Below are 19,987 nucleotides of genomic sequence, written 5' to 3' on the forward strand. Positions count from 1 at the left end.
AGCACACCATGACCCTGATCGCGCGATATCCCGTGGCCATCCGTCGAATACGCATGCCGATCGTCGGCCTGCGCCGCATCGGCGACCACACCCTCTTCTACTCGAAAGCGTTGGCGTACGCCCCCCTCGCGGCGTGGCGCTACAAACGCGAGACCATCCGCCTCATCGCCGAGATCAGCATGGGCACAGGCGCTCTCGCGGTATTCGGCGGCACCGTCGTCATCGTCGGATTCCTCACCCTCGCCACCGGCGGCACCCTCGCGGTGCAGGGATACAGCTCGCTGGGCAATATCGGGATCGAGGCGCTGACCGGATTCCTCTCCGCCTTCATCAACGTCCGCATCTCCGCCCCGGTGGTGGCCGGGATCGGCTTGGCCGCGACCTTCGGCGCCGGTGCCACAGCGCAATTGGGGGCGATGCGCATCAACGAGGAGATCGACGCGCTGGAATCGCTGGCCATCGATCCCATCGCCTATCTGGTCGGCACCAGAATCGTCGCGGGCATGATCGCCATCACCCCGCTCTACGCGCTCGCGGTCATCGCCTCCTTCATCGCCAGCCGCTTCACCACGGTCTTCCTGCTCGGTCAATCCTCCGGACTCTACGACCACTACTTCTCGACCTTCCTGAACCCGATCGACCTCATCTGGTCGTTCGTGCAGGCCATGCTGATGGCGTTGACGATCCTGTTGATCCACACCTATTTCGGCTTCTTCGCCAGCGGCGGACCCGCCGGTGTCGGCATCGCCGTCGGCAACGCGGTGCGCACGTCGCTGATCGCCATCGTCTCGGTCACCCTGCTCGTCTCGCTGGCGGTCTACGGCGCCAACGGCAACTTCGATCTGTCGGGGTGAGGCAATGTTCGACAACTTCCTACGTCCGTTCGTCGGTCTGCTGACGGTCGTGGTCGGCGTGGTGATCGTGGCCGTCTCGGTGATCATGTTCGGTGGCGGTTTCACCGATACGGTGGCCGTCACCGTGCTGTCACCGCGCGCGGGCCTGGTGATGTACCCCGACGCCGATGTGAAGATGCGCGGCGTCACCGTCGGCAAGGTCGACGCGATCGACGAGCGCGCCGACGGACTCGCCGAGATCCGCCTGGCCATCCGTTCCGATCAACTCGCGCTGATACCGGCCGACGTCACCGTCGAGATCACCTCCACGACGGTGTTCGGCGCGAAATTCGTCCAGTTCATTCCGCCCGCGCGTGCCACGACCCGGACCATGTACGCGGGCCAGGTCCTCGACGCCGAACACGTCATGGTCGAGATCAACACGGTATTCCAGCAACTCACCACGGTGCTGGCCGGAATCGAACCGGAGAAGTTGAACCAGACCCTCGGCGCGATCGCCGCGGCGACCGGCGGCCACGGCGACCAGGTCGGGCTCATGCTCAGCGATCTGGAGAGTTTCCTCGGCAAGCTGGAACCCGGATTACCCACCCTGCGCACCGATCTCGCGCTCGCGCCCGGCGTGCTGAACACCTACGCCGATTCCGCGCAATCGCTGGTCGACACTGCGGCGAACGCCACGGATATCAGCCGCACCCTGGTCGACCAGCAGCGGAATCTGGACGCGCTGCTCGTCGGGTTGATCGGTCTGGCCGATGTGGGCACACCGGTGCTCGGCGCCAATGGCGACGCGCTCGCGACGACCCTGCGACTGCTGGTGCCGACGACCTCGCTGACCAACGAATACAACGAGTCGCTGACCTGTTCGCTGGACGGGTTCGGGAAGCTGGCGTTCTCGCGACCGGTCGATGTGCCGGGGCTGGGGCTGTCCGCGAACTTCCTCTGGGGCACCGAGCCCTACCGGTATCCGAACCATCTGCCGAAGGTCGCGGCCACGGGCGGGCCGCAGTGTTCGGTACTGCCCGTGCCCTACGAGGGCAAACCGCCCTACGTGGTCGCCGACACCGGCGCCAACCCGTTCGAGAAGGGAAATCAGGGCGTGCTGCTCAATGTCGACACACTCCCGCAGGCGCTGTTCGGACCGCTCGGGCCGCCGCGATGAGGGATGCCAGGAATACGCCGCTGCTGAAATTCGGGGTCTTCGCCGCGGTCATGGTGGTGCTGTCGGGATGCCTGATCCTGGTCTTCGGGCAATACCGGACCGGCTCGACCTTCGAGTACGGCGCGGTCTTCGAGGATTCCTCCGGCTTGCGCTCGGGTGACACCGTCCGGGTCGCGGGTGTCGAGGTCGGCGCGGTGCGCGAGGTAGCCCTGCGCGAGGACCACACGGTGAGCGTGCGATTCGACGCCGACCGGTCGCTGGCGCTGACCACGGGCACCACCGTCGCGGTGCGCTACCTGAATCTGGTCGGCGATCGCTATCTCGAACTCACCGAGGGGCCGGGCAGCACCGAAATCCTTTCCGAGGGTGCGCAGATCCCGCTGGACCGCACCTCGCCCGCGCTGGATCTGGACATGCTGCTCGGCGGTCTCAAACCGGTCATCCAGGGATTGAACGCGAAGGACGTCAACTCGCTCACCTGGTCACTGCTCGAAATCGTCCAGGGCAGAGATGGATCGCTGGATTCGCTACTGGCCAGAACCGCGTCGTTCACCTCGACGCTCGGACGCGACAACGTCGTGGTCGAGCAGGTGATCGACCACCTGAACACCGTCATGACCACCCTGGCCGCCGAAGGCGGTCGTTTCACCGAGACCATCGACCGGCTGGAGCGACTCGTCGGCGCGCTGGCCCGCGATCGCGATCCCATCGCGGCCGCCATCGACGCGCTCGACGACGGCACCGCCACGATCGCCGATCTGCTCACCACCGCGCGACCGCCGTTGGCGGGCACGATCGACGAATTGGCCAGGCTCGCACCGCTGATCGACGACGACAAGGACCGGCTCGACGACGCGTTGCAGCGCGCGCCCGTCAATTTCCGGAAGCTGGTCAGGGCGGGCGCGTACGGGAATTTCATCCAGTACTACATCTGCGCGGTCACGGTCCGGGTGACCGACGAATCCGGTCAGGTGCTCGTGCTGCCGTGGATCGAACAGACCACAGGAAGGTGCAGCCCGTAGCCATGCTCCAGTATCGCGGTGAACATCTGTTCCGGCACGGACTCGTCGGCGTCGTCCTCGTGGTCTGCGTCATCCTGGTGGGATTACAGTCCCAGCAGTTCATCACCTGGGCGACCACCGTCCGCTACGAGGCGGTGTTCACCGAGGCAGGGGGACTGGCCGTCGGCGACGACGTGATCGTGTCCGGGGTCAAGGTCGGCCGGGTGACGAAGGTGAGCCTGGACAACGGGGACGCGCGGGTGATCTTCGCGGTCGACGAGGACATCAGGCTGGGCGACCGGACCTCCGCCCAGATCAAAACCGGCTCGCTGCTCGGAAAGCGGATCCTCACACTGCGTTCCGAGGGCGAGAACCCGCTGCGGCCGCTCCAGGTCATACCCGCCACGCGCACGTCCTCGCCGTATTCGCTGACCGACGCCGTCGGCGATCTGACGACCAATGTGTCCGAGATGGACACCGAATCGTTGAATCGGTCGCTGGATATGCTGTCCTCCACGCTGGACCGGATCGCCCCGCAGGTCGGTCCCGCGTTCGACGGCCTGACCGCGCTCTCGAAATCGGTCAACAGTCGCAACGGCTCGGTGCGCGAACTGCTGTCGGCGACCTCCGAGGTGACCGGCATCCTCGCCCAGCGTGGTCAGCAGTTGAATTCGCTGTTGCTCAACGCGAATTCGCTACTCGAAGTCCTGGCCGCGCGCAGGCAGGCGATCGTCGAACTGCTCGCCAACACCGCCGCGGTATCGCGCCAACTGTCCGGACTCGTCGCCGACAACGAGGCCGAACTCGCGCCGACGCTCGACCGGCTCAATTCGGTCGTCGCCATGCTCGAACGTAACCGCGACAATATCGCCGCAGCATTGCCAGGACTCGCGAAAGTGGCTCTGACACAGGGTGAAGCGGTCTCCGGCGGGCCGTTCTACAACGCCTACGTGGCGAATCTGATCCCAGGGTCGTTGATCCAGCCCTTCATCGATCAGGCCTTCGGTGTGCAACCGCAGAGCCAGATCCCGCTACCGCACCCGGAGCCGCCACGATGACGAACCGAATCCTGCGCATCGGCGCGGTGCTCGTCGCCGCGGCGGTGCTGCTCGCCTGCGCGATCACCGGATATCGAATAGTGTTCGGACCCAAGCAGATCAGCGCGATCTTCACCAGCGCGACCGCCATCTACGAGGGCGACGACGTCCGGGTGTCCGGGGTGAAGGTCGGTCGGATCGCGGCCATCGAACCGCACGGGACCACCGCCGAACTCGTCCTGGAGGTCGACCGCGGCCTCTCGATACCGGTGGACGCGAAAGCCGTGATCGTCGCCCAGAGCCTGGTCGATTCACGCTATGTCCAGTTGACTCCGGCCTACCGCTCGGAAGGGCCGACCATGGCCGACGGCGCGGTCATCCCGGTCGAGCGGACCGCGGTGCCGGTCGAATGGGACGAGATCAAGACCCAGCTGACGCGCCTGGCCACCGACCTCGGCCCCGGCGCCGATATCGCGGGCAGTTCGACCGGTCGATTCATCGACAGCGCGGCGAACGCGATGGCGGGCAACGGCGACAAACTGCGCGAGACACTGACCCAATTATCCGGTGTCGGGCGAATACTCGCCGACGGCAGCGGCGATATCGTCGACATCATCGGCAATCTCCAGCAGTTCGTGTCGATCCTGCGCGGCAGCACCGAGCAGATCGTGCAGTTCCAGGACCGGCTGGCCACACTGTCCAGCGTGCTGGACGACAGCAGGTCCGATCTGGACGCGGCACTGACCGAACTGTCGGTGGCCGTCGGCGAGGTGCGCCGATTCGTCGCCGACAACCGGGACCGGGCGAGCGAGCAGGTGCGGGGGCTGGTGGACGTCACCCAGAATCTCGTCGACAACCGGGACGACCTCGAGCAACTGCTGCATATCTTCCCGACCAGCATGGCGAATTTCTACAATATCTACAATCCGGAAACCGCCACCGAGGCAGGGGTTTTCGTATTGAACAACTTCTCCAATCCGATCCAGTTCGTGTGCGCTTCCATCGCCAGCATCGAAACGGCGACCACGGAGGAATCGGCCCGTAGATGTCGTGACTATCTCGGCCCGGTGCTGAACCTGCTCAACTTCAACTACCTGCCGTTCCCGCTGAATCCGCTGCACGGTCCTTCCGCGCGCCCGGAGAATCTGATCTACACCGAACCCGACCTGGTGCCCGCGGTAGTGGACACCACGGGCCCGCCGCCCGCTCCGCTGCCGAGCCTGGCGGACATCCTGTTCCCGAGCGGAAGGTGAACATCGTGTCACGCAGCAGAATTCGGGATATACGAGGTGGCGCGCGGACGGTCGCGCTCGGTGTGTGCGTGGTGCTGGCGGCCACCGGATGCGGCTGGCAGGGAGTGAATTCGCTGCCGTTGCCCGGTGCGCCCGGCCGCGATGCCGACGCGACCGTCATCGAGGTCGAGATGGCGAATATCGGTACCCTCGTCGCGAATTCGCCGGTCCTTATCGATGACGTCGTGGTCGGCAGCGTCAGCACCATCGCTCTGCGCGGCTGGCACGCCGTCGTGGAGGTCTCGGTGGATTCCGATACCGTCGTCCCCTCCAATGTGGTCGCCTCCATCGGACAGACCAGCCTGCTCGGTTCGAGCCATCTGGCGCTGAACACCCCGCCGGGGGCCGCGCCGAGCGGACGTCTGGCCTCCGGCGCGACGGTCCCACTGAACAGGACCTCCACCTACCCGTCGACCGAACAGACCCTCGCGTCGGTATCGGTCGTGGTGAACGGCGGCGGGCTCGGCCAGATCGGCGACATCATCGACGATCTCAACGACGCGTTCGCCGGACGCCAGGAACAGATCGGCGCACTGCTCACCCGGCTCGACACCTTCGTGGGCGCGCTCGACGCCCAACGCGGGGAGATCGTCGCCTCCATCCACGCGCTCAACCGCCTGGCGGGCACCTTCGCCACGCAACGCGATGTGCTCACCGAAACCCTGCGCACCCTGCCCGCCGCGCTGGACGTCCTGCTCGAACAGCAGCCGAACATCACACTGGCCCTGGACAAATTGCGGACGCTGAGCAATACGGCCGGTTCCGTGATCACCGAGGTGCAGTCCGATCTGGTGACGAATCTGCGCAATCTCGAACCGACGCTGCGTTCGATCGCCGATGTCGGCCCGAAACTCGATGCCGCGCTGGCCTACGCGACGGTCTACCCCTACGGGCAGAAGACCATCGACCGGGCGGCGCGCGGCGATTACCTCAACCTGCACGCGACCGTCGACCTCACGATCCCCCGGTTGCGGCGCGAGCTGCTGATGGGCACCCCGTGGGGTGATCCGACGGCGGTCATCCAGGCCGCCGTCGGCGATCCCGGCTACGCCCGCCAGACCACGAACCCGCTCGGCGTCGGCATCACCCCCGACCCCGAGCCGCCGACCGGCGGAGGCCGCTGATGCTGCTCTCACGTTTCGTCCGAACCCAATTGGTGCTCTTCTCGATCCTGTCGGTCATCGGACTCGTCGTCATGGCCACGGTGTACATGCGCCTGCCCACACTGTTCGGGGTCGGCACCATCGACGTCACGGTGAATCTCACCGATACCGGCGGGCTGTACCGGTTCGGCAATGTGACCTATCGCGGTGTGCAGGTCGGCAAGGTGACCTCGGTCGAACTGACCCCGGACGGGGTCCGCGCGCGCCTGGCCATCGATGGGGGACAACGGATTCCGGCCGATCTGGAGGCCGAGGTGCGCAGTGTGTCCGCGGTTGGTGAACAGTACGTCGACCTGCGCCCGCGGACCGACTCCCCGCCATATCTGCACGACGGTTCGGTCATCGACTCCGCCGACACCGCCGTGCCGCAACCGGTGGGTCCGATGCTGGACAGTCTCAGCGCCTTGGTCGCCACCATTCCGCGCGAACAGCTGCACGCGCTGCTGGACGAATTGTTCAAGGGCGTCAACGGCGCGGGCTACGACCTGAATTCACTGCTCACCTCGGCGCAGGTGCTGTCCTCGGATCTCAACGGGGTCGGTGACAAGGCACGGACCTTCCTCGAGGATGCCGCCCCGCTGCTCGACAGCCAGGCGCGCACCGCCGACGCCATCCGGATCTGGACGAGGAGTCTGGCCGGGGTCACCGGGCAGGTCGTCGCGAACGATCCGCAGATCCGCACCCTGCTCGACACCGGCCCCGGATTCGCCAGGGAGGCGACGGACCTACTCGATTCGGTGAAACTGACGTTGCCGATCCTGCTCGCCAACCTGACCAGTGTCGGTTCGCTCGCGGTCACCTATCATGCGGGACTCGAGCAATTGCTCGTTCTGCTGCCGCCGTCGATCTCGATGATCCAGGCGGTGCAGCCGTCCAACAACGCGTCGGGTCTCGGACTCGGAACCTTCCGTCTCGGCGGGCTGTCCGATCCACCCGCGTGCACGGTCGGCTTCCTCCCGCCGTCCTCGTGGCGCTCACCCGCCGAGGTCGACACCATCGACACCCCGGAGGACCTGTACTGCAAATTGCCGCAGGATTCCCAGATCGCGGTGCGCGGCGCGCGCAATATCCCCTGTGCGGCGGTCCCCGGCAAACGCGCCGCGACGGCCGCCATGTGCAACAGCGACGAGCAATTCGTGCCGCTGGCGACCGATCAACCGCTGCTCGGCCCGTATCCGACCGACCCGAATCTCGAATCCCAGGGTGTCCCAACCGATTCCCGCCGCGTGCCCGCCGAGAACCAGCCCGCGCCGCCCGCCGCTCCCGCGCTCCCGGGGCTGTCGATTCCGGGCCTGACCATTCCGAGTGCGGACACCGGCCGCCCGGCGACGCGGGAGCCGACGATCGGTGTCGCGCAGTACGATCCGCGCACCGGCAACTACCTCTCGCCGGACGGTTCGATGCACCAGCAGACCGACCTCGTCTCGTGCCCGACCCGGGCGTGGACGGATATGCTGCCGCACTGACGGATTCGGTGCCACGCATCACCCGCCGCCTGCCGCTCACCGAATTCGCCACCGCCATGACGCTGTTGGGCGAACACGAGCCTGGCTGTGGTGAGTTCGGCCGCGCGGGCGGTAGCGCCCGAAACGTCCACCGACGACGCGCGGCCGACTCACCCGGCGGCTACGGGCGTGTCGAGGCGGGAGGGTCGACTGTCAACTCGGCCGCGACGCGGTCACGGTGCGCCGCGCCGCGCCGGGATCACCCGGCTGCTGGTAGCTGCGGGCGATGAGCGCGGCGCGCAGATACCACAGGCCCGCCGCCTCCGAGGGATCGAACCCGGTCAGTTGCCCGATGCGTTTGAGCCGGTAGTCCACGGTATTGGTGTGCACGTGCAGAGCGCGGGCGGTGCGCTGACGATTGAGATTGTTGCTGATGTGACGTTGCAGGGTCTCGAACAGATCCGGATGCTCGTCGAGCGGGGAGAGGATGGTGCGCAGGCGTTCCAGGCCGGGGCCGGGGCGGGTGAGCTGGTATTCCAGGGCCAGATCGTCGAAGCGGTACAGCCCGCGCACACACCGCAACCGCTGCACCATGTCCAGCAGTTCGTGCGCCTGGTCGGTGGCCGCCGGAACGCGTGCGGTGACCGCGTCGACCAGCGTCGCCGCGATCGGCACCTGGGCGCTGCGCGAGAGTTGTTCGATCAGGTGGTCGAGGGCTTCCCCGCTGACCAGGCCGGTCGGCAGCAGGATGGTGCCCCCGTCGATGCTGAGCAGCGACAGTGCGCTGTCGCCGCAGCGTTTGGCGAGTTCGGCCTGCACTCGACGCAATTTGCGGCGGGCGACGACCTTGCCGTCGAGTCGGGCGTCTGCCTCCTCCGGATGCGGGGGAATCGACACGGCCAGCACCGAATACGAGGCCGCGATCTCGATGCCGCATTCCCTGGCCATCGTCGAGGTGGCGTGTCCGCCGAGCAGTGCCGAGGCGAGGGTGTGCGCGGCGGTGTGGTGCTCGCCGACCACCGCGCGTAGCTCGCGGACATAGGCGTGCGAGACGGTGGAGGTGATGATGTCGAGAATTTCCAGCAGTCGCCGTCCGACGGATTTGAGGCTGTCGAAATCGGCCGCGGTGGCATCGGCGAGGATCAGATCGAAACCCAGTTTGAATCCCTCGTGCACCGCGTGATGGATGGTGTCGATCGGAATACCCTCGCGCGCCCAGCCTTCCGCGCCGATTCGCAGCTGCTGGGTCTTCTCCGGGATATCGCTGCCGTCGAGCATGCTGACCGCGAGTTCGAGGCAGGTGCGGGTGATGGTCGTGATATCACCGTTGATCGCCTCGCCCGGCAATGTCCGGCACGGGGCGACGTTCTCGATGAAGTGGCCCACCATCTTTCGGGAAAGAGCGCGGACATCCTTCAGTGACGAAGTGACCGGCTGGCCCGAAACAGTCAAGTCCGGCTGGGCTGTACTGGCGATGGTCATCGTGAACTCCCTTTCGTCCCCGCACCCGGCGAAGCACATCACGGTAGCGCGCTCGCGGCGCCGATCGCGTGGGCGCGAAACGGTTTCTGAGATCTGTCGAAGCGTGACCGAGCTCACCTGTGATCGTTCACAGCGTCGATGGTGTATTCGTGAATCCGCCACGATGAGCTGGACAAACGTCCGAGTTCCGAGCGGAGTTGTTCTACGGGGCGATCTCGGCGGCCGCGGCGGCGTCGACGAGAACGAGCGCGAGTTCGATTCCGGCCTTGAGGATCGAATCGGCGTCACGCCCCGGCATCGGGCAGCGCTCGGTGGCGTCGGGAACGTCCACCCCGCTTCCGCATTCCTCCTGCGGGCCCATGCGCATGCCACTCCTCGTCGTGACGTTTCTCCGAGTATCGACGGTACGTGCCGCCGCCATGGCGTTCGACCCCGCCGCCGCGTTTCATTGAGAGAACGAATCACGGTCGCCCAGGATTGTGAATCCTCCCTATTGCGTTCGCCGTCGCGCCGTCACCGATCCGGGCGTTCCGGCCCGGCGCACCGCGCCCGCGTGTTTACACTCAATAGAACAGGTTCCAACGGGAGGTCGCGAATGGCCGCACCCTCGATCCCTCCGGGTTTCGATTTCACCGACCCCGATCTGTGGGCGAAACGCAGGCCCGAGGCGGAATTCGCCGAATTGCGGCGCACCGCGCCGATCCGGTGGAACGCCCAGCCCGACGGCGTGAGCGGTTTCGACGACGGAGGTTACCGGGTAGTCACCAAACTCGCCGATATCAAGGAGATCTCCCGGCGACCCGAGGTGTTCTCCTCCGCGGTCAACTCCTGTTCTACAGCTCGGCCAATTTCGACGAGGACGCCTTCGCGGACCCTTTCACCTTCGACATCCTGCGAAACCCCAACCCGCACGTCGGTTTCGGCGGCGCGGGCACGCACTACTGTCTCGGCGCGAATCTGGCCCGCCTCGAGATAGACCTGATGTTCGACGCGATCGCCGACGCCATGCCCCGCATCACCCAGGCCGCCGAGCCCGAACACCTCCGTTCGGGCTGGATCAACGGCATCGAACACTGGCAGGTCCGGTTCGACTGAACCGCTCGCCGGAGCACTACTCCGCGAAATTCGTACACTCGAACTCATGACCCTGCGGACGCACGTGACCGTCCTGCCGCCGAGCCTGGTCGAGATGGCCACCAGGCACGTGCGGTCCGCCGTGCTGAGCGGAGCTCTCGAGCCGGGGGAGCGGATCATCGAGGAGACGCTGTGCGCCCGGCTCGGGATCAGCCGGGCTCCGGTGCGCGAAGCGCTGCGACTGCTCGCGCAGGAAGGTCTCGTCGAACATCTGCCGCGCCGTGGTTTCCGGGTGCTCGTGTGGTCGGCCACCGACATCCTGCAACTGTTCGAACTGCGCAGAGTCCTGGAACGTCACGCCATCGAGAGCGCGCTGCCGCTGCCCGCGCACGGTGACCCCTTCGGCGCGGTGCGCACAGCACTCGACGAGATGCGTACCGCCGATGTCTCGGACGACACCCTCGAACGCGACAACGCGCACCGCCGCTTCCACCTCGAGGTCGTCGCCCTGGCGGGAAATCATCAGCTGAATCTGGCCTACGCGCCGGTCCTGCTGAAATTGCAACTGCCGATGGCACGCAACCTGCGCGAGGAAGCCCGCGTCGCCTCCCGCCGCAACGGCATCCGACGGCACGCCGAACTGCTCGAATCGCTGGAATCCAACGATCCCGACATCGCCTGCGCCGCCCTCCAGCGCCACGGCGAACTGACGTATCTGAACCTGGACATCTGCTGAAGGGCGGATAGATCCCGCGTGCCACCGCGCCCGTTGTCCTGCGGCTCGCGGACCGTGTCGGTGGGCACCGGTAGCCTGCTGCTCGTGCCGTATACCGCTCCCGTCGATGTCCTGCTTCTGCTCGCGCGCGGCGGGGAGGTGCTGCTCGCCCGTCGGCAGAACACCGGGTATTCGGACGGAATGTGGAACCTACCGAGCGGCAAACTCGAGGACGGCGAAGACGTCGTCGCGGCCATGATCCGCGAGTCCGACGAGGAGATAGGGCTCCGGCTCGAACGCGAGGATCTCCGCGTGGTCTCGACGGTGCACTGGCGGACACCGGAGGGCGGCGGCCGGGTCGGGTTCTTCTTCACCGCGGACCGCTGGGACGGTGAGCCCGAGAATCGTGAACCGCACAAATGCTCGGACCTGCGATGGTTCCCCCTCGACAGACTGCCCGCCGAGACCGTTCCCTATACCGCCGCGGGCATCGACCTGTACCGGCGCGGTGAGAATTTCGGTGTGCCCGGATGGGAAACCGCGATCCGGTGACCTCGCCGGTCCATCAAGGGGCGGGTCGCCGCACGAGAATCGTCGCCGTCGTCATGCGATTCTTGTGATGTGGACTCGGACGCGGCGGAACTCCTCGACATCCTCGAACAGGTACTGGCCCACGTTCGGTCCGGTCCCCAGGATCTGGTCTGGCAGTCGCGCTACGAGGACGAGGCCGAACTCGTCGCCGATCTCACCGAACAGTGCCAGCGGATCCGCCGGGGCGATCGGATTCGCCTGCGCTACCTGAGAACTCTGTTCCTCGCCACCGGCCCCCTGTGCGAGATCGCCGCGAGCAGCGGATGGCTGGAATCGTTCACGGCTCTCGGCGCGCGATTCGACCGGGTCGCGGAAGGCGGCCGACCTCGCTGAGGAGTCCGCGAGCCGGCGGTCGGCGTTGGTGACTCGGCCCGGTGTGCCGGAGAGAACGCCCCTCCCTTTCGTCGTCGACCCTTCGCGGTCGGCCCGCTGATCGAATCCGGCATGGCCGCGGCGCTTACGCGCGGTGGTACGCCCATCGATATCTGCTAACACAGCGGATACATTCGGAGACCATCGGCTTCACACATTCTGTCGACAATCGACAGATGCTGAATCCCGGGCCTACGGTGGCGGAGATCCTCGCGTCGCACGAAAGTGGCAGTGGCGCACCGACCAGCACCGCGGCGCGTGTCGCGGATGCGATCGCGGCGCGCGGTGACGACGGCACCTGGATCACCCCGGTGCCGCGCGAACAGTTGGTGGCGGCGGCCGCCGCGATCGAATGCAGGCCGGGCGCGCGCACCCTGCCGCTGTACGGAGTTCCGTTCGGAGTGAAGGACAGTATCGACGTCGCCGGCTGGCCGACGACGCTCGCGTGTCCCGATTTCTCCTACATCGCCACCGAGACCGCCCCCGCGGTGCAGCGCCTGCTCGACGCGGGCGCGCTGTTCGTCGGCAAGACGAATCTGGACCAGTTCGCGACCGGATTGAACGGCACGCGGACGCCGTATCCCGTTCCGCGCAGCGTCTTCGGCGGCGATCTGATCTCCGGCGGCTCGAGTTCGGGCTCCGCGCTGGCCGTCGCGCTCGGGCAGGTGCCGTTCTGCGTCGCCACCGACACCGCCGGGTCGGGCCGGGTTCCCGCCGCGCTCAACGGCATCGTCGGCTGGAAACCCTCACGGGGGCTGATCAGCACGGTCGGGCTCGTCCCCGCCTGCAAGTCACTGGACTGCCTGACGCTGATGGCCTCGCGGATCGAGGATCTGGATCGGGTGTTCGAGGTCATCGCCGCGCCCGATCCGGACGACCCGTGGAGCCGCGTGCGCGGCCCCCGCTACCGCGGCGAGCGCATCCGAATGGGGTTGCCGCCGGAATCGGAACTGGAATTCTTCGGCGACGACGCCTTCCGGGTCGCGCACCTCGGTATCCGCGAACGCCTCGGCAGACGCGGATTCGACACCACGACCACGACACTGCGACCGTTCCTGGACGCGGGCGAACTGCTGTACCAGGGACCGTGGGTCGCCGAACGGCTGGTGGAATTCGGCGACTTCCTCGCCGAGAAGCCGGAGTCGATCCTTCCGGTGATCCGCGAGATCTTCACCAGCGGTTATCAATTCAACGCCGTCGATGTCTTCCGCGCCCAACAGCGACTCCAGGAGTTGCGCGCGGTGGTCGGACGGATGTGGGCCGAGATCGACGTCGTCGTGGTGCCCACCCTCGGCACCACCTTCACCGTCGATCAGGTCGAGGCCGATCCCATCCGCACCAATACGATGCTCGGCCACTACACCCACTTCGGCAATCTGCTCGACCTCACCGCCGTCGCGGTGCCGATGGGAACGGCCGCCGACGGCCGCCCGGTCTCGGCGATGGTCTTCGGCCCGGCGCAGTCCGACGACACCGTGCTCGCCGCGGCCGCCCGGATGCTCGACGAGCCGCGCCCGGTCGAGGCGCACATGGATGTCCGGCTCGCACAGAAAGAACGAAGATGACCGCACCCCAGCACATTCCGGCGACACCGACCCCCTTCTCCTTCGATCCGAGCACCACCGCCCTACTCGTGATCGATATGCAACGCGACTTCCTGCTACCCGGCGGATTCGGCGAAAGTCTCGGCAACGATGTGGAACTGCTGCGCAGTGTGATCGACCCGCTGGCCCGGCTGATGACGGCGGCGCGGTCGGCGAACATCCCGGTGATCCATACCCGCGAAGGTCATCTGCCCGACCTGTCCGACTGCCCGCCCGCGAAACTGCGTCGCGGCAACCCCTCCCAGCGCATCGGTGATCCGGGACAGTTCGGGCGCATCCTGGTGCGCGGCGAGTACGGACACGACATCGTCGACGAACTGGCCCCGCTGCCCGACGAGGTCGTCATCGACAAACCCGGCAAGGGCGCGTTCTACGCCACCGACCTCGGCGCGGTACTGGCGCGGAACTCCATCGAATCGCTGCTGGTCACCGGTGTCACCACCGAGGTGTGCGTGCACACGACCGTGCGCGAGGCCAACGATCGCGGCTACGAATGCCTGGTCGTCTCCGATTGCGTCGGTTCGTATTTCCCGGAATTCCAGCGCGTCGGACTGGACATGATCGCCGCCCAGGGCGGCATCTTCGGATGGGTCGCCGATTCGGCGACCGTCATCGACGCACTCGCCTCATCGACCCCAGCGCATACCTCCGCGTAGCGAAAACGACAGCATAAGGAAAGCCGATGTCCGTCGATACGAAACTCCCCGACGAATCCAGTCCCGTCGCCAAACTGTCGCTGCCGTGGTGGACCCGAGGGGATACGAACGCCTTCTTCGGGCTCTCGTTCAATATCCTCGTCAATGTCCTGACCCTCACCACGTTGTCCATCGCAGTGGTGAAGATCCCCAGCGGTGACGTGCTCGGCACGGTACTGCCCGCGCTCGGCGTCGCCCTGGTCCTGGGCAACCTGTACTACATGCTGCTGGCGCGCAGGCTGGCGAGGCGTGAGAACCGCGATACCGTCACGGCACTGCCGTACGGGCCCAGCGTCCCGCACATGTTCATCGTCGTCTTCGTGGTGATGCTGCCGATCTACCTGAAGACCAACGACGCGTTCCAGGCCTGGTCCGCCGGTTTGGCGTGGGCGTTCATGATCGGCGTGATCGTGATGATCGGCGCGTTCGTCGGCCCGTTCATCCGCAAGATCACCCCGCGCGCCGCGATGCTCGGCACCCTGGCCGGTATTTCCATCACCTTCATCGCGATGCGGCCCGCCGCCCAGATGTGGGAGGCGGCCTGGATCGGGCTCCCGGTGCTGGCGATCATCCTGATCGGCTTCTTCACCGACGCCAAGCTGCCGGGCAATATCCCGGTCGGACTCGTCGCACTGCTCGTCGGCACGGCCATCGGCTGGATCGGCGGCTACATGTCGGCTCCCGATGTGTCCGAAGCCGCGCGTGATATCGCGCTCGGCCTGCCGGATCTGCGTTTCGACCTACTGTTCGACGGTTTGAGCAATCTCGCGCCGCTGCTGGCCACGGCGATTCCGCTTGGCGTCTACAACTTCACCGAAGCCATGAGCAATGTGGAGAGCGCGGCCGCGGCCGGGGACAACTACAACCTGCGCAGCGTCCTGCTCGCCGACGGCCTCGGCGCCATCATCGGCTCCGGATTCGGCTCGCCCTTCCCGCCCGCCGTGTACATCGGGCACCCCGGCTGGAAGGACGCGGGCGGGCGCACCGGATACTCCCTCGCCAGCGGCGCCGCCATCGGATTGATGTGTCTGCTCGGCCTTTTCGGTGTCCTGTCCACCATCCTGCCGATTCCGGCCATCGTGCCGATCCTGCTGTACATCGGTCTGCTGATCGGCGCCCAAGCCTTCCAAGCGGTGCCACGGCTGCACGCGGTCGCGGTGGTCGCGGCCCTGCTGCCCAACCTCGCGGAATGGGCGGTCGGACAGATCGACAACGCATTGAGCGCGGCGGGAACCTCGGCCGACAAGATCGGCTCGGACGCGCTCGGTCAGGCCGGTGTCGTCTACGACGGTCTCAAGACACTGGGTTCGGGCGCGGTCCTCGCGGGCCTGGTGCTCGGCGCGATCGTCACCTTCGTCCTGGACAAACGGTTCGTCGCGGCGGCGATCGGCTCGGCCGTCGGCGCTGGGCTCAGCTGGATCGGACTCATCCACGCGCACGAAGTCGATTGGGCGGCAGCGCCGCAGGTCGCTTTGGGCTACCTGTTCTTCGGCCTGGTGTGTCTGGCCTACTCGTTCCTGCCGAGCGCGAAGAAGGCGCCACCGGCGGAACCGGAGGAGAAGGCCGAACCGGAGGTCGCGACGGCCTAGTGAACGACATGAGCGCCGCCGCACCCGAATCGGGTGCGGCGGCGCTCATGTGCGGTCACCAGGTGCGCTGATCGTCTCCGTCGTCGTCGGCCCGGTCGGCGGCGTGCGCGTGTTCGCCGCACGAGCGGTCGATATCGCGGCCGATGCGGGCGTGCGCGTCGCTGAGCGCGTCACCGAGGGCGGTCGCGTGTTTCTGCGCGTCGCGGAACCGGTGCGCGGTCCACACCGCGTCGATGCCGTTGAGTGTGCCCTCGGTGGCGCATTCCTGTGCCCACCGGTCGAGCAGCCAGTACAGTCGCCGCTGTTCGTAGGCCATTTCGGTGAGGGCGCAGACGAATTCGTAGCGCCTGTCCAGATCGGCCGAGTCCAGCTGGCCCGAATGTTCCACCGCGTCGGTGAGATAGCGCCCGACGGTGCCCATGAGTTCGATGGCCCGCGCGACCCGGGTGGGCGGATACGACCAGCCCTGGTCGGTGAAATAGCCCATCGCTTCCTTGGTCGCCGCCGCACACGCCAGATCCTCGGCCGTCGGTTGCCGCGCAACGTCACTGGTCATGTCGGCACTGTAGGGGTCCGATTCGCGCGCCGGGGTCGATGACTCGCCGGGGAGCCGTGCGCGGTTCGCCGCGTCGCCACTGCCGTCGCCTCGCATATATCAGCTGGCCTGTCGCGCGGGAACGGCCCAGAACTCCGTGACAGCAGGCAATTCCATGGTGTCGGCGAAGGGGTCGGCGCGTAGCCGGGCGATGAATTCGTCAATCGATGCGTATCCGGCGCGGGCGATACTCGCCAGCAATTGCTCGGCCGGGGTGCATTCCTCGATACCGCTCATGGTGGTCCTTCGATCAGAATCTACGCCGCAACGGTCTTGTGCTGGTCAGGTGGGGTCGGGTGAAGCCTGAACCCGTGAACCCCACCTGACCTACTCAGCGATGACGGGTGCGTTGGGGGCTTCGCTACCCGTCCTGCAACCCCGGGGTTACCGAGGTGGACCCACCGTATGCCACGAACTTGCTCTCGCGGGCCGGTTCGGGCGAAGTACACGATCTCGTAATCTGTCCGCGACAGACCTCGTAGGGCGCCGACCGGTCGGTTCGTGACGGCACGCGCGGCACGCAGGTAGCGCCGATGGCAGCTACGCTGCTGTTATCGTCGTCGCTTGTCGGATGACAGCTACCTCTGGGCATACGACGCTCGATCGGAACGCGCCCGATTTCGCCCCCGTTGTCCCGCGGAGGTTCGATGAGCACGCCAGATCTGATCTTCACCGGTGGTCCCGTCATCACCGTCGATCCCGACCGTCCCGTGGCGAGCGCCGTCGCGGTGACCGGCGATCGCATCACCGCGGTCGGCGGCGAGGAGGTGCTGGCGACACGCGGTTCGGGTACCGAGGTCGTCGACCTGCGTGGGCACTGCCTCATGCCGGGGTTCGTCGAAGCGCACACCCACCCGACGCAGGACCAGATGCTGTACTCCGACACCGTGATCGACATCCGACCGGTCACCACCTGCCCGACCGCCGACGAGGCGCACGCCACGATCACGCGCACGGTGGCGAACGCGCCCGCCGGTCGTCCGCTGATCTTCTACGGCGTGGATGTCCTGTTGCAGACCGGGTTTCCGGAACCGACACGGGAATGGCTGGACGAACTCGGACCCGATCGGCCGATCATCGTGTGGCAGAACTCCGGTCACCTCGCCTGGGCCAATTCGGCGGCGCTCACCCTGGCCGGCCTCGACGCCGACACCCCCGATCCGGTGGGCGGATCGTTCGAACGCGACCCGCACGGCAGACCGACCGGCAAGGTCTACGAGGCGCCCGCCGTTCTCGCCGTGGTCGCCCCGATCCTGGCCGGGGAACTGACGGGCCCGCAACTGCTCGCCCGCCAGCACGCCGATCTGGCGGCGCGCGGGGTCACCCTGTGCAGTGATATGGCGTTCTCCGACCAGATGCGCCCGCTCACCGCGGAGCTGTACCGGCGGGGCCTGGCGAAGGTGCGCATGCGCGTGTACGAGATGTCGAGCGTCGACGGCGTGACCTACTGTCCGTTGAGCAACGGCGACGATATGTTCCGTCAGGTCGGCATCAAACTGTGGGTGGACGGGTCGCCGTGGATCGGCAATATCGATATCTCCTTCCCGTACCTGAACACCCCGGCGACCGCCGCGCTCGGACTCGGGCACGATCATCGCGGACATTCCAATTACACCGAGGAACAACTGTTCTCGATCGTGCGCGCCTACTATCCGCTCGGCTGGCAGATGGCGTGTCATGTCCACGGCGACAACGGCGTCGACATGATCCTCGATGTCTACGACGAGGTACTCGGGCAGTATCCGAGGTTCGATCACCGCTTGCGCTTGGAACACTGCGGCGCGATGACGAGCGCGCAGTTCGAACGCGCGGCACGGCTCGGGATCACGTGCAGCCTCTTCGTAGACCATCTCTACTACTGGGGCGACGTCCTGGTCGATGATCTGTTCGGCCCCGAGCACGGCGCGCACTGGGTGCGCGCCAGATCGGCGCTGGACGCGGGGATGCGGATCTCGTTCCACAACGACAGTCCGGTGACCGAGGAGGAGCCGATGCGCAATATCGCCGCGGCCGTCACCAGAACGTCGCGATCCGGGCGCGTTCTCGCCCCCGAGGAGCGCATCTCCATCGACCAGGCGCTGCGCGCCCAGACCATCGACGCCGCCTACCAGCTCTTCGCCGACGACATCACCGGTTCTCTCACGCCCGGGAAGTATGCCGATCTCGTTGTCCTCGAACATGATCCGCGTGTGGTACCGGCCGAGGACCTGGCCGATGTCGCGGTGCTCGGCACCTATCTGAACGGTGTGCGGACCTTCTCGGGCTGAATCCGCCGTCGGGACTCAGTACGGTGTCGCCCGGCTCGCCCACTGCGCGGCCAGTTCCCCGGCCCGGGCGGCGGGGAAGGAGATCCTGGCCGGATCGCCGTCGGAGGTGTAGCGCCGCTCCGGGGTCTCGGCGAGTCGATCCAGCCAGTACGCGGAATCGAAATCGACCTCGCCCCGACCGGATCTGATCCGAGGCACCGCGATCGGGTCCACCGGTCCGAACGGGGACGGCGCGGGCCCGGCCCCGACCAGCATCACGGCCTCGAAGGAGTACGAGGTCCCCGCCCAGCTGCCCTGCCTGGCCAGGGACCGATCGGCGGGAGCGAGACCGAACGGCAGCGCCATGGTGCGCACCCGGACACCGGAAACCTCGATGGCACGGACGTTCTCGGCCAGTTCACGCTGCACGCCGTCACCATCCAGACGGGCCAGCGCGGCGTGACCGGCGGTGTGCGCGCCGATCTCGTAGCCGTGCGCCGCGAGCCAGGTCAACGCGGGAGCGCCGAGGGTGAACGGGTCGTCGTTGACGTAGAGGGTCGCGGTCGGGCCGAAATCGGGACGGCTCGCGCCGAATTCCTCGAGAATGCCGATCGCGCATTCCGGCGTCGGCCGCCCGTCCGGTGTGAAGGCGAATTGGCTGACGGTGGAATCATCGAAGGTGAGAACAACCGGGTGGGTGCCCGCAGGAATATCGATGCGACCGGAAATGTAATCGGCGGCGGTCACCGGGCGATAGCCTTCTCGGTACAGCTGGTCGAGTTCGGCGCGGAATTCCTCGGGGGTCTGATCGTATTCGCCCGCCGGATTCGCGCTCACCTGGTGGTACATGAGGATCGGCACCGCGCCCAACTCGTTCGCGGCGACCCGGGCCGGGTCGACGAACGTCGGAGTGGGTTCGGCGACCGTCGTCGAGACCTGTTGTTCGGGAGCGGCTTCGGGAGCGGCTTCGGGAGCGGGCGCGGTCGCGCATCCGGCGACCGCCGCGACCAGCACCGACATCAGGATGGGTCGTATTCCGGGGACCGTGCGCACCGCCATCGGGGTGACGGTAC

19 protein-coding genes and 1 pseudogene are annotated in these 19,987 nt (G+C 66.7%); 15 read left to right on the top strand and 5 right to left on the bottom strand.

The window, feature by feature from the left end:
- Nucleotides 1-8 precede the first annotated feature (8 nt).
- From OG225_RS08730 to OG225_RS08760, 7 genes are read left to right on the top strand one after another with little or no spacing between them, the layout of a single operon-like run.
- Nucleotides 9-854 carry an ABC transporter permease gene (locus OG225_RS08730; protein WP_216906334.1) on the top strand — a complete coding sequence of 282 codons (846 nt, stop codon included), beginning with the start codon at nt 9-11 and terminating at the stop codon, nt 852-854.
- Nucleotides 855-858: 4 nt separating this feature from the next.
- A complete protein-coding gene (locus OG225_RS08735; protein ID WP_405181208.1) occupies nt 859-2,013 on the top strand; it encodes an MCE family protein in 1,155 nt (384 codons plus the stop codon).
- Entirely contained in the window at nt 2,010-3,035 is a 1,026-nt protein-coding gene (locus OG225_RS08740) for an MCE family protein (protein ID WP_405181209.1), read from the top strand. The genes OG225_RS08735 and OG225_RS08740 overlap by 4 nt, the downstream gene beginning before the upstream one ends.
- Nucleotides 3,036-3,037: 2 nt before the next feature.
- Nucleotides 3,038-4,072: an MCE family protein gene (locus OG225_RS08745; RefSeq protein WP_405181210.1), complete on the top strand. Its 1,035-nt coding sequence runs from the start codon at nt 3,038-3,040 to the stop codon at nt 4,070-4,072.
- Nucleotides 4,069-5,304, top strand: a complete 1,236-nt coding sequence (locus OG225_RS08750; protein ID WP_405181211.1) for an MCE family protein — start codon at nt 4,069-4,071, stop codon at nt 5,302-5,304. The genes OG225_RS08745 and OG225_RS08750 overlap by 4 nt, the downstream gene beginning before the upstream one ends.
- Before the next feature lie 5 nt (nt 5,305-5,309).
- On the top strand, nt 5,310-6,467 hold the full coding sequence (locus OG225_RS08755; protein ID WP_405181212.1) for an MCE family protein: 1,158 nt from the start codon (nt 5,310-5,312) through the stop codon (nt 6,465-6,467).
- Nucleotides 6,467-7,972 carry an MCE family protein gene (locus OG225_RS08760; protein WP_405181213.1) on the top strand — a complete coding sequence of 502 codons (1,506 nt, stop codon included), beginning with the start codon at nt 6,467-6,469 and terminating at the stop codon, nt 7,970-7,972. The genes OG225_RS08755 and OG225_RS08760 overlap by 1 nt, the downstream gene beginning before the upstream one ends.
- Nucleotides 7,973-8,164: 192 nt before the next feature.
- On the opposite strand, the gene OG225_RS08765 is transcribed toward OG225_RS08760, so the two are convergent.
- Together OG225_RS08765 and OG225_RS08770 are read right to left on the bottom strand one after the other, a co-directional pair.
- Nucleotides 8,165-9,433 carry a PucR family transcriptional regulator gene (locus OG225_RS08765; protein WP_405181214.1) on the bottom strand — a complete coding sequence of 423 codons (1,269 nt, stop codon included), beginning with the start codon at nt 9,431-9,433 and terminating at the stop codon, nt 8,165-8,167.
- Nucleotides 9,434-9,635: 202 nt separating this feature from the next.
- Nucleotides 9,636-9,800, bottom strand: coding sequence for a hypothetical protein (locus tag OG225_RS08770; RefSeq protein ID WP_405181215.1), 165 nt, complete (start codon nt 9,798-9,800; stop codon nt 9,636-9,638).
- A 464-nt stretch (nt 9,801-10,264) separates the two neighbouring features.
- On the opposite strand from OG225_RS08770, the pseudogene OG225_RS08775 reads away from it, so the two are divergent.
- The 7 genes and pseudogenes from OG225_RS08775 to OG225_RS08805 form a co-directional block, all read left to right on the top strand.
- Nucleotides 10,265-10,528, top strand: a pseudogene (locus OG225_RS08775) (steroid C27-monooxygenase); the annotation flags it as partial.
- A 46-nt stretch (nt 10,529-10,574) separates the two neighbouring features.
- On the top strand, nt 10,575-11,243 hold the full coding sequence (locus OG225_RS08780) for a GntR family transcriptional regulator (RefSeq protein WP_405181216.1): 669 nt from the start codon (nt 10,575-10,577) through the stop codon (nt 11,241-11,243).
- Between the two features lie 60 nt (nt 11,244-11,303).
- On the top strand, nt 11,304-11,774 hold the full coding sequence (locus OG225_RS08785; protein WP_405181217.1) for an NUDIX domain-containing protein: 471 nt from the start codon (nt 11,304-11,306) through the stop codon (nt 11,772-11,774).
- 69 nt (nt 11,775-11,843) lie between these two features.
- Nucleotides 11,844-12,146, top strand: coding sequence for a hypothetical protein (locus OG225_RS08790; protein WP_216906308.1), 303 nt, complete (start codon nt 11,844-11,846; stop codon nt 12,144-12,146).
- Nucleotides 12,147-12,361: 215 nt separating this feature from the next.
- Complete coding sequence (locus OG225_RS08795) at nt 12,362-13,750, top strand: allophanate hydrolase (protein WP_405181218.1); 1,389 nt, start codon at nt 12,362-12,364, stop codon at nt 13,748-13,750.
- Entirely contained in the window at nt 13,747-14,445 is a 699-nt protein-coding gene (locus tag OG225_RS08800) for a cysteine hydrolase family protein (RefSeq protein ID WP_405181219.1), read from the top strand. Before OG225_RS08795 ends, OG225_RS08800 begins: the two co-directional genes overlap by 4 nt.
- Before the next feature lie 26 nt (nt 14,446-14,471).
- Nucleotides 14,472-16,073: a regulator gene (locus OG225_RS08805; protein WP_405181220.1), complete on the top strand. Its 1,602-nt coding sequence runs from the start codon at nt 14,472-14,474 to the stop codon at nt 16,071-16,073.
- 55 nt (nt 16,074-16,128) lie between these two features.
- Here the strand turns inward: OG225_RS08805 and OG225_RS08810 are convergent, their stop codons facing one another.
- Nucleotides 16,129-16,629: a hypothetical protein gene (locus OG225_RS08810; RefSeq protein ID WP_405181221.1), complete on the bottom strand. Its 501-nt coding sequence runs from the start codon at nt 16,627-16,629 to the stop codon at nt 16,129-16,131.
- A gap of 99 nt (nt 16,630-16,728) precedes the next feature.
- Complete coding sequence (locus OG225_RS08815) at nt 16,729-16,905, bottom strand: hypothetical protein (protein ID WP_216906296.1); 177 nt, start codon at nt 16,903-16,905, stop codon at nt 16,729-16,731.
- A gap of 410 nt (nt 16,906-17,315) precedes the next feature.
- Here OG225_RS08815 and OG225_RS08820 point away from each other — a divergent pair, with 410 nt between their 5' ends.
- Nucleotides 17,316-18,935 carry an amidohydrolase gene (locus OG225_RS08820; RefSeq protein WP_405181222.1) on the top strand — a complete coding sequence of 540 codons (1,620 nt, stop codon included), beginning with the start codon at nt 17,316-17,318 and terminating at the stop codon, nt 18,933-18,935.
- A 15-nt stretch (nt 18,936-18,950) separates the two neighbouring features.
- Here the strand turns inward: OG225_RS08820 and OG225_RS08825 are convergent, their stop codons facing one another.
- Nucleotides 18,951-19,973 carry a polysaccharide deacetylase family protein gene (locus OG225_RS08825; protein ID WP_405181223.1) on the bottom strand — a complete coding sequence of 341 codons (1,023 nt, stop codon included), beginning with the start codon at nt 19,971-19,973 and terminating at the stop codon, nt 18,951-18,953.
- Nucleotides 19,974-19,987 lie beyond the last annotated feature (14 nt).

It is taken from the genome of Nocardia sp. NBC_01377, from assembly GCF_045040005.1.
Lineage (GTDB): Bacteria > Actinomycetota > Actinomycetes > Mycobacteriales > Mycobacteriaceae > Nocardia > Nocardia noduli.

What these genes read in the sequence shown, in the direction of transcription:
- OG225_RS08730 (WP_216906334.1), top strand. Translation starts at nt 9, where the DNA reads ATGACCCTGATCGCGCGATATCCCGTGGCCATCCGTCGAATACGCATG.
- OG225_RS08735 (WP_405181208.1), top strand. Translation starts at nt 859, where the DNA reads ATGTTCGACAACTTCCTACGTCCGTTCGTCGGTCTGCTGACGGTCGTG.
- OG225_RS08740 (WP_405181209.1), top strand. Translation starts at nt 2,010, where the DNA reads ATGAGGGATGCCAGGAATACGCCGCTGCTGAAATTCGGGGTCTTCGCC.
- OG225_RS08745 (WP_405181210.1), top strand. Translation starts at nt 3,038, where the DNA reads ATGCTCCAGTATCGCGGTGAACATCTGTTCCGGCACGGACTCGTCGGC.
- OG225_RS08750 (WP_405181211.1), top strand. Translation starts at nt 4,069, where the DNA reads ATGACGAACCGAATCCTGCGCATCGGCGCGGTGCTCGTCGCCGCGGCG.
- OG225_RS08760 (WP_405181213.1), top strand. Translation starts at nt 6,467, where the DNA reads ATGCTGCTCTCACGTTTCGTCCGAACCCAATTGGTGCTCTTCTCGATC.
- OG225_RS08765 (WP_405181214.1), bottom strand. Translation starts at nt 9,433, where the DNA reads ATGACCATCGCCAGTACAGCCCAGCCGGACTTGACTGTTTCGGGCCAG.
- OG225_RS08770 (WP_405181215.1), bottom strand. Translation starts at nt 9,800, where the DNA reads ATGCGCATGGGCCCGCAGGAGGAATGCGGAAGCGGGGTGGACGTTCCC.
- OG225_RS08780 (WP_405181216.1), top strand. Translation starts at nt 10,575, where the DNA reads ATGACCCTGCGGACGCACGTGACCGTCCTGCCGCCGAGCCTGGTCGAG.
- OG225_RS08795 (WP_405181218.1), top strand. Translation starts at nt 12,362, where the DNA reads ATGCTGAATCCCGGGCCTACGGTGGCGGAGATCCTCGCGTCGCACGAA.
- OG225_RS08800 (WP_405181219.1), top strand. Translation starts at nt 13,747, where the DNA reads ATGACCGCACCCCAGCACATTCCGGCGACACCGACCCCCTTCTCCTTC.
- OG225_RS08805 (WP_405181220.1), top strand. Translation starts at nt 14,472, where the DNA reads ATGTCCGTCGATACGAAACTCCCCGACGAATCCAGTCCCGTCGCCAAA.
- OG225_RS08810 (WP_405181221.1), bottom strand. Translation starts at nt 16,629, where the DNA reads ATGACCAGTGACGTTGCGCGGCAACCGACGGCCGAGGATCTGGCGTGT.
- OG225_RS08815 (WP_216906296.1), bottom strand. Translation starts at nt 16,905, where the DNA reads ATGAGCGGTATCGAGGAATGCACCCCGGCCGAGCAATTGCTGGCGAGT.
- OG225_RS08820 (WP_405181222.1), top strand. Translation starts at nt 17,316, where the DNA reads ATGAGCACGCCAGATCTGATCTTCACCGGTGGTCCCGTCATCACCGTC.
- OG225_RS08825 (WP_405181223.1), bottom strand. Translation starts at nt 19,973, where the DNA reads ATGGCGGTGCGCACGGTCCCCGGAATACGACCCATCCTGATGTCGGTG.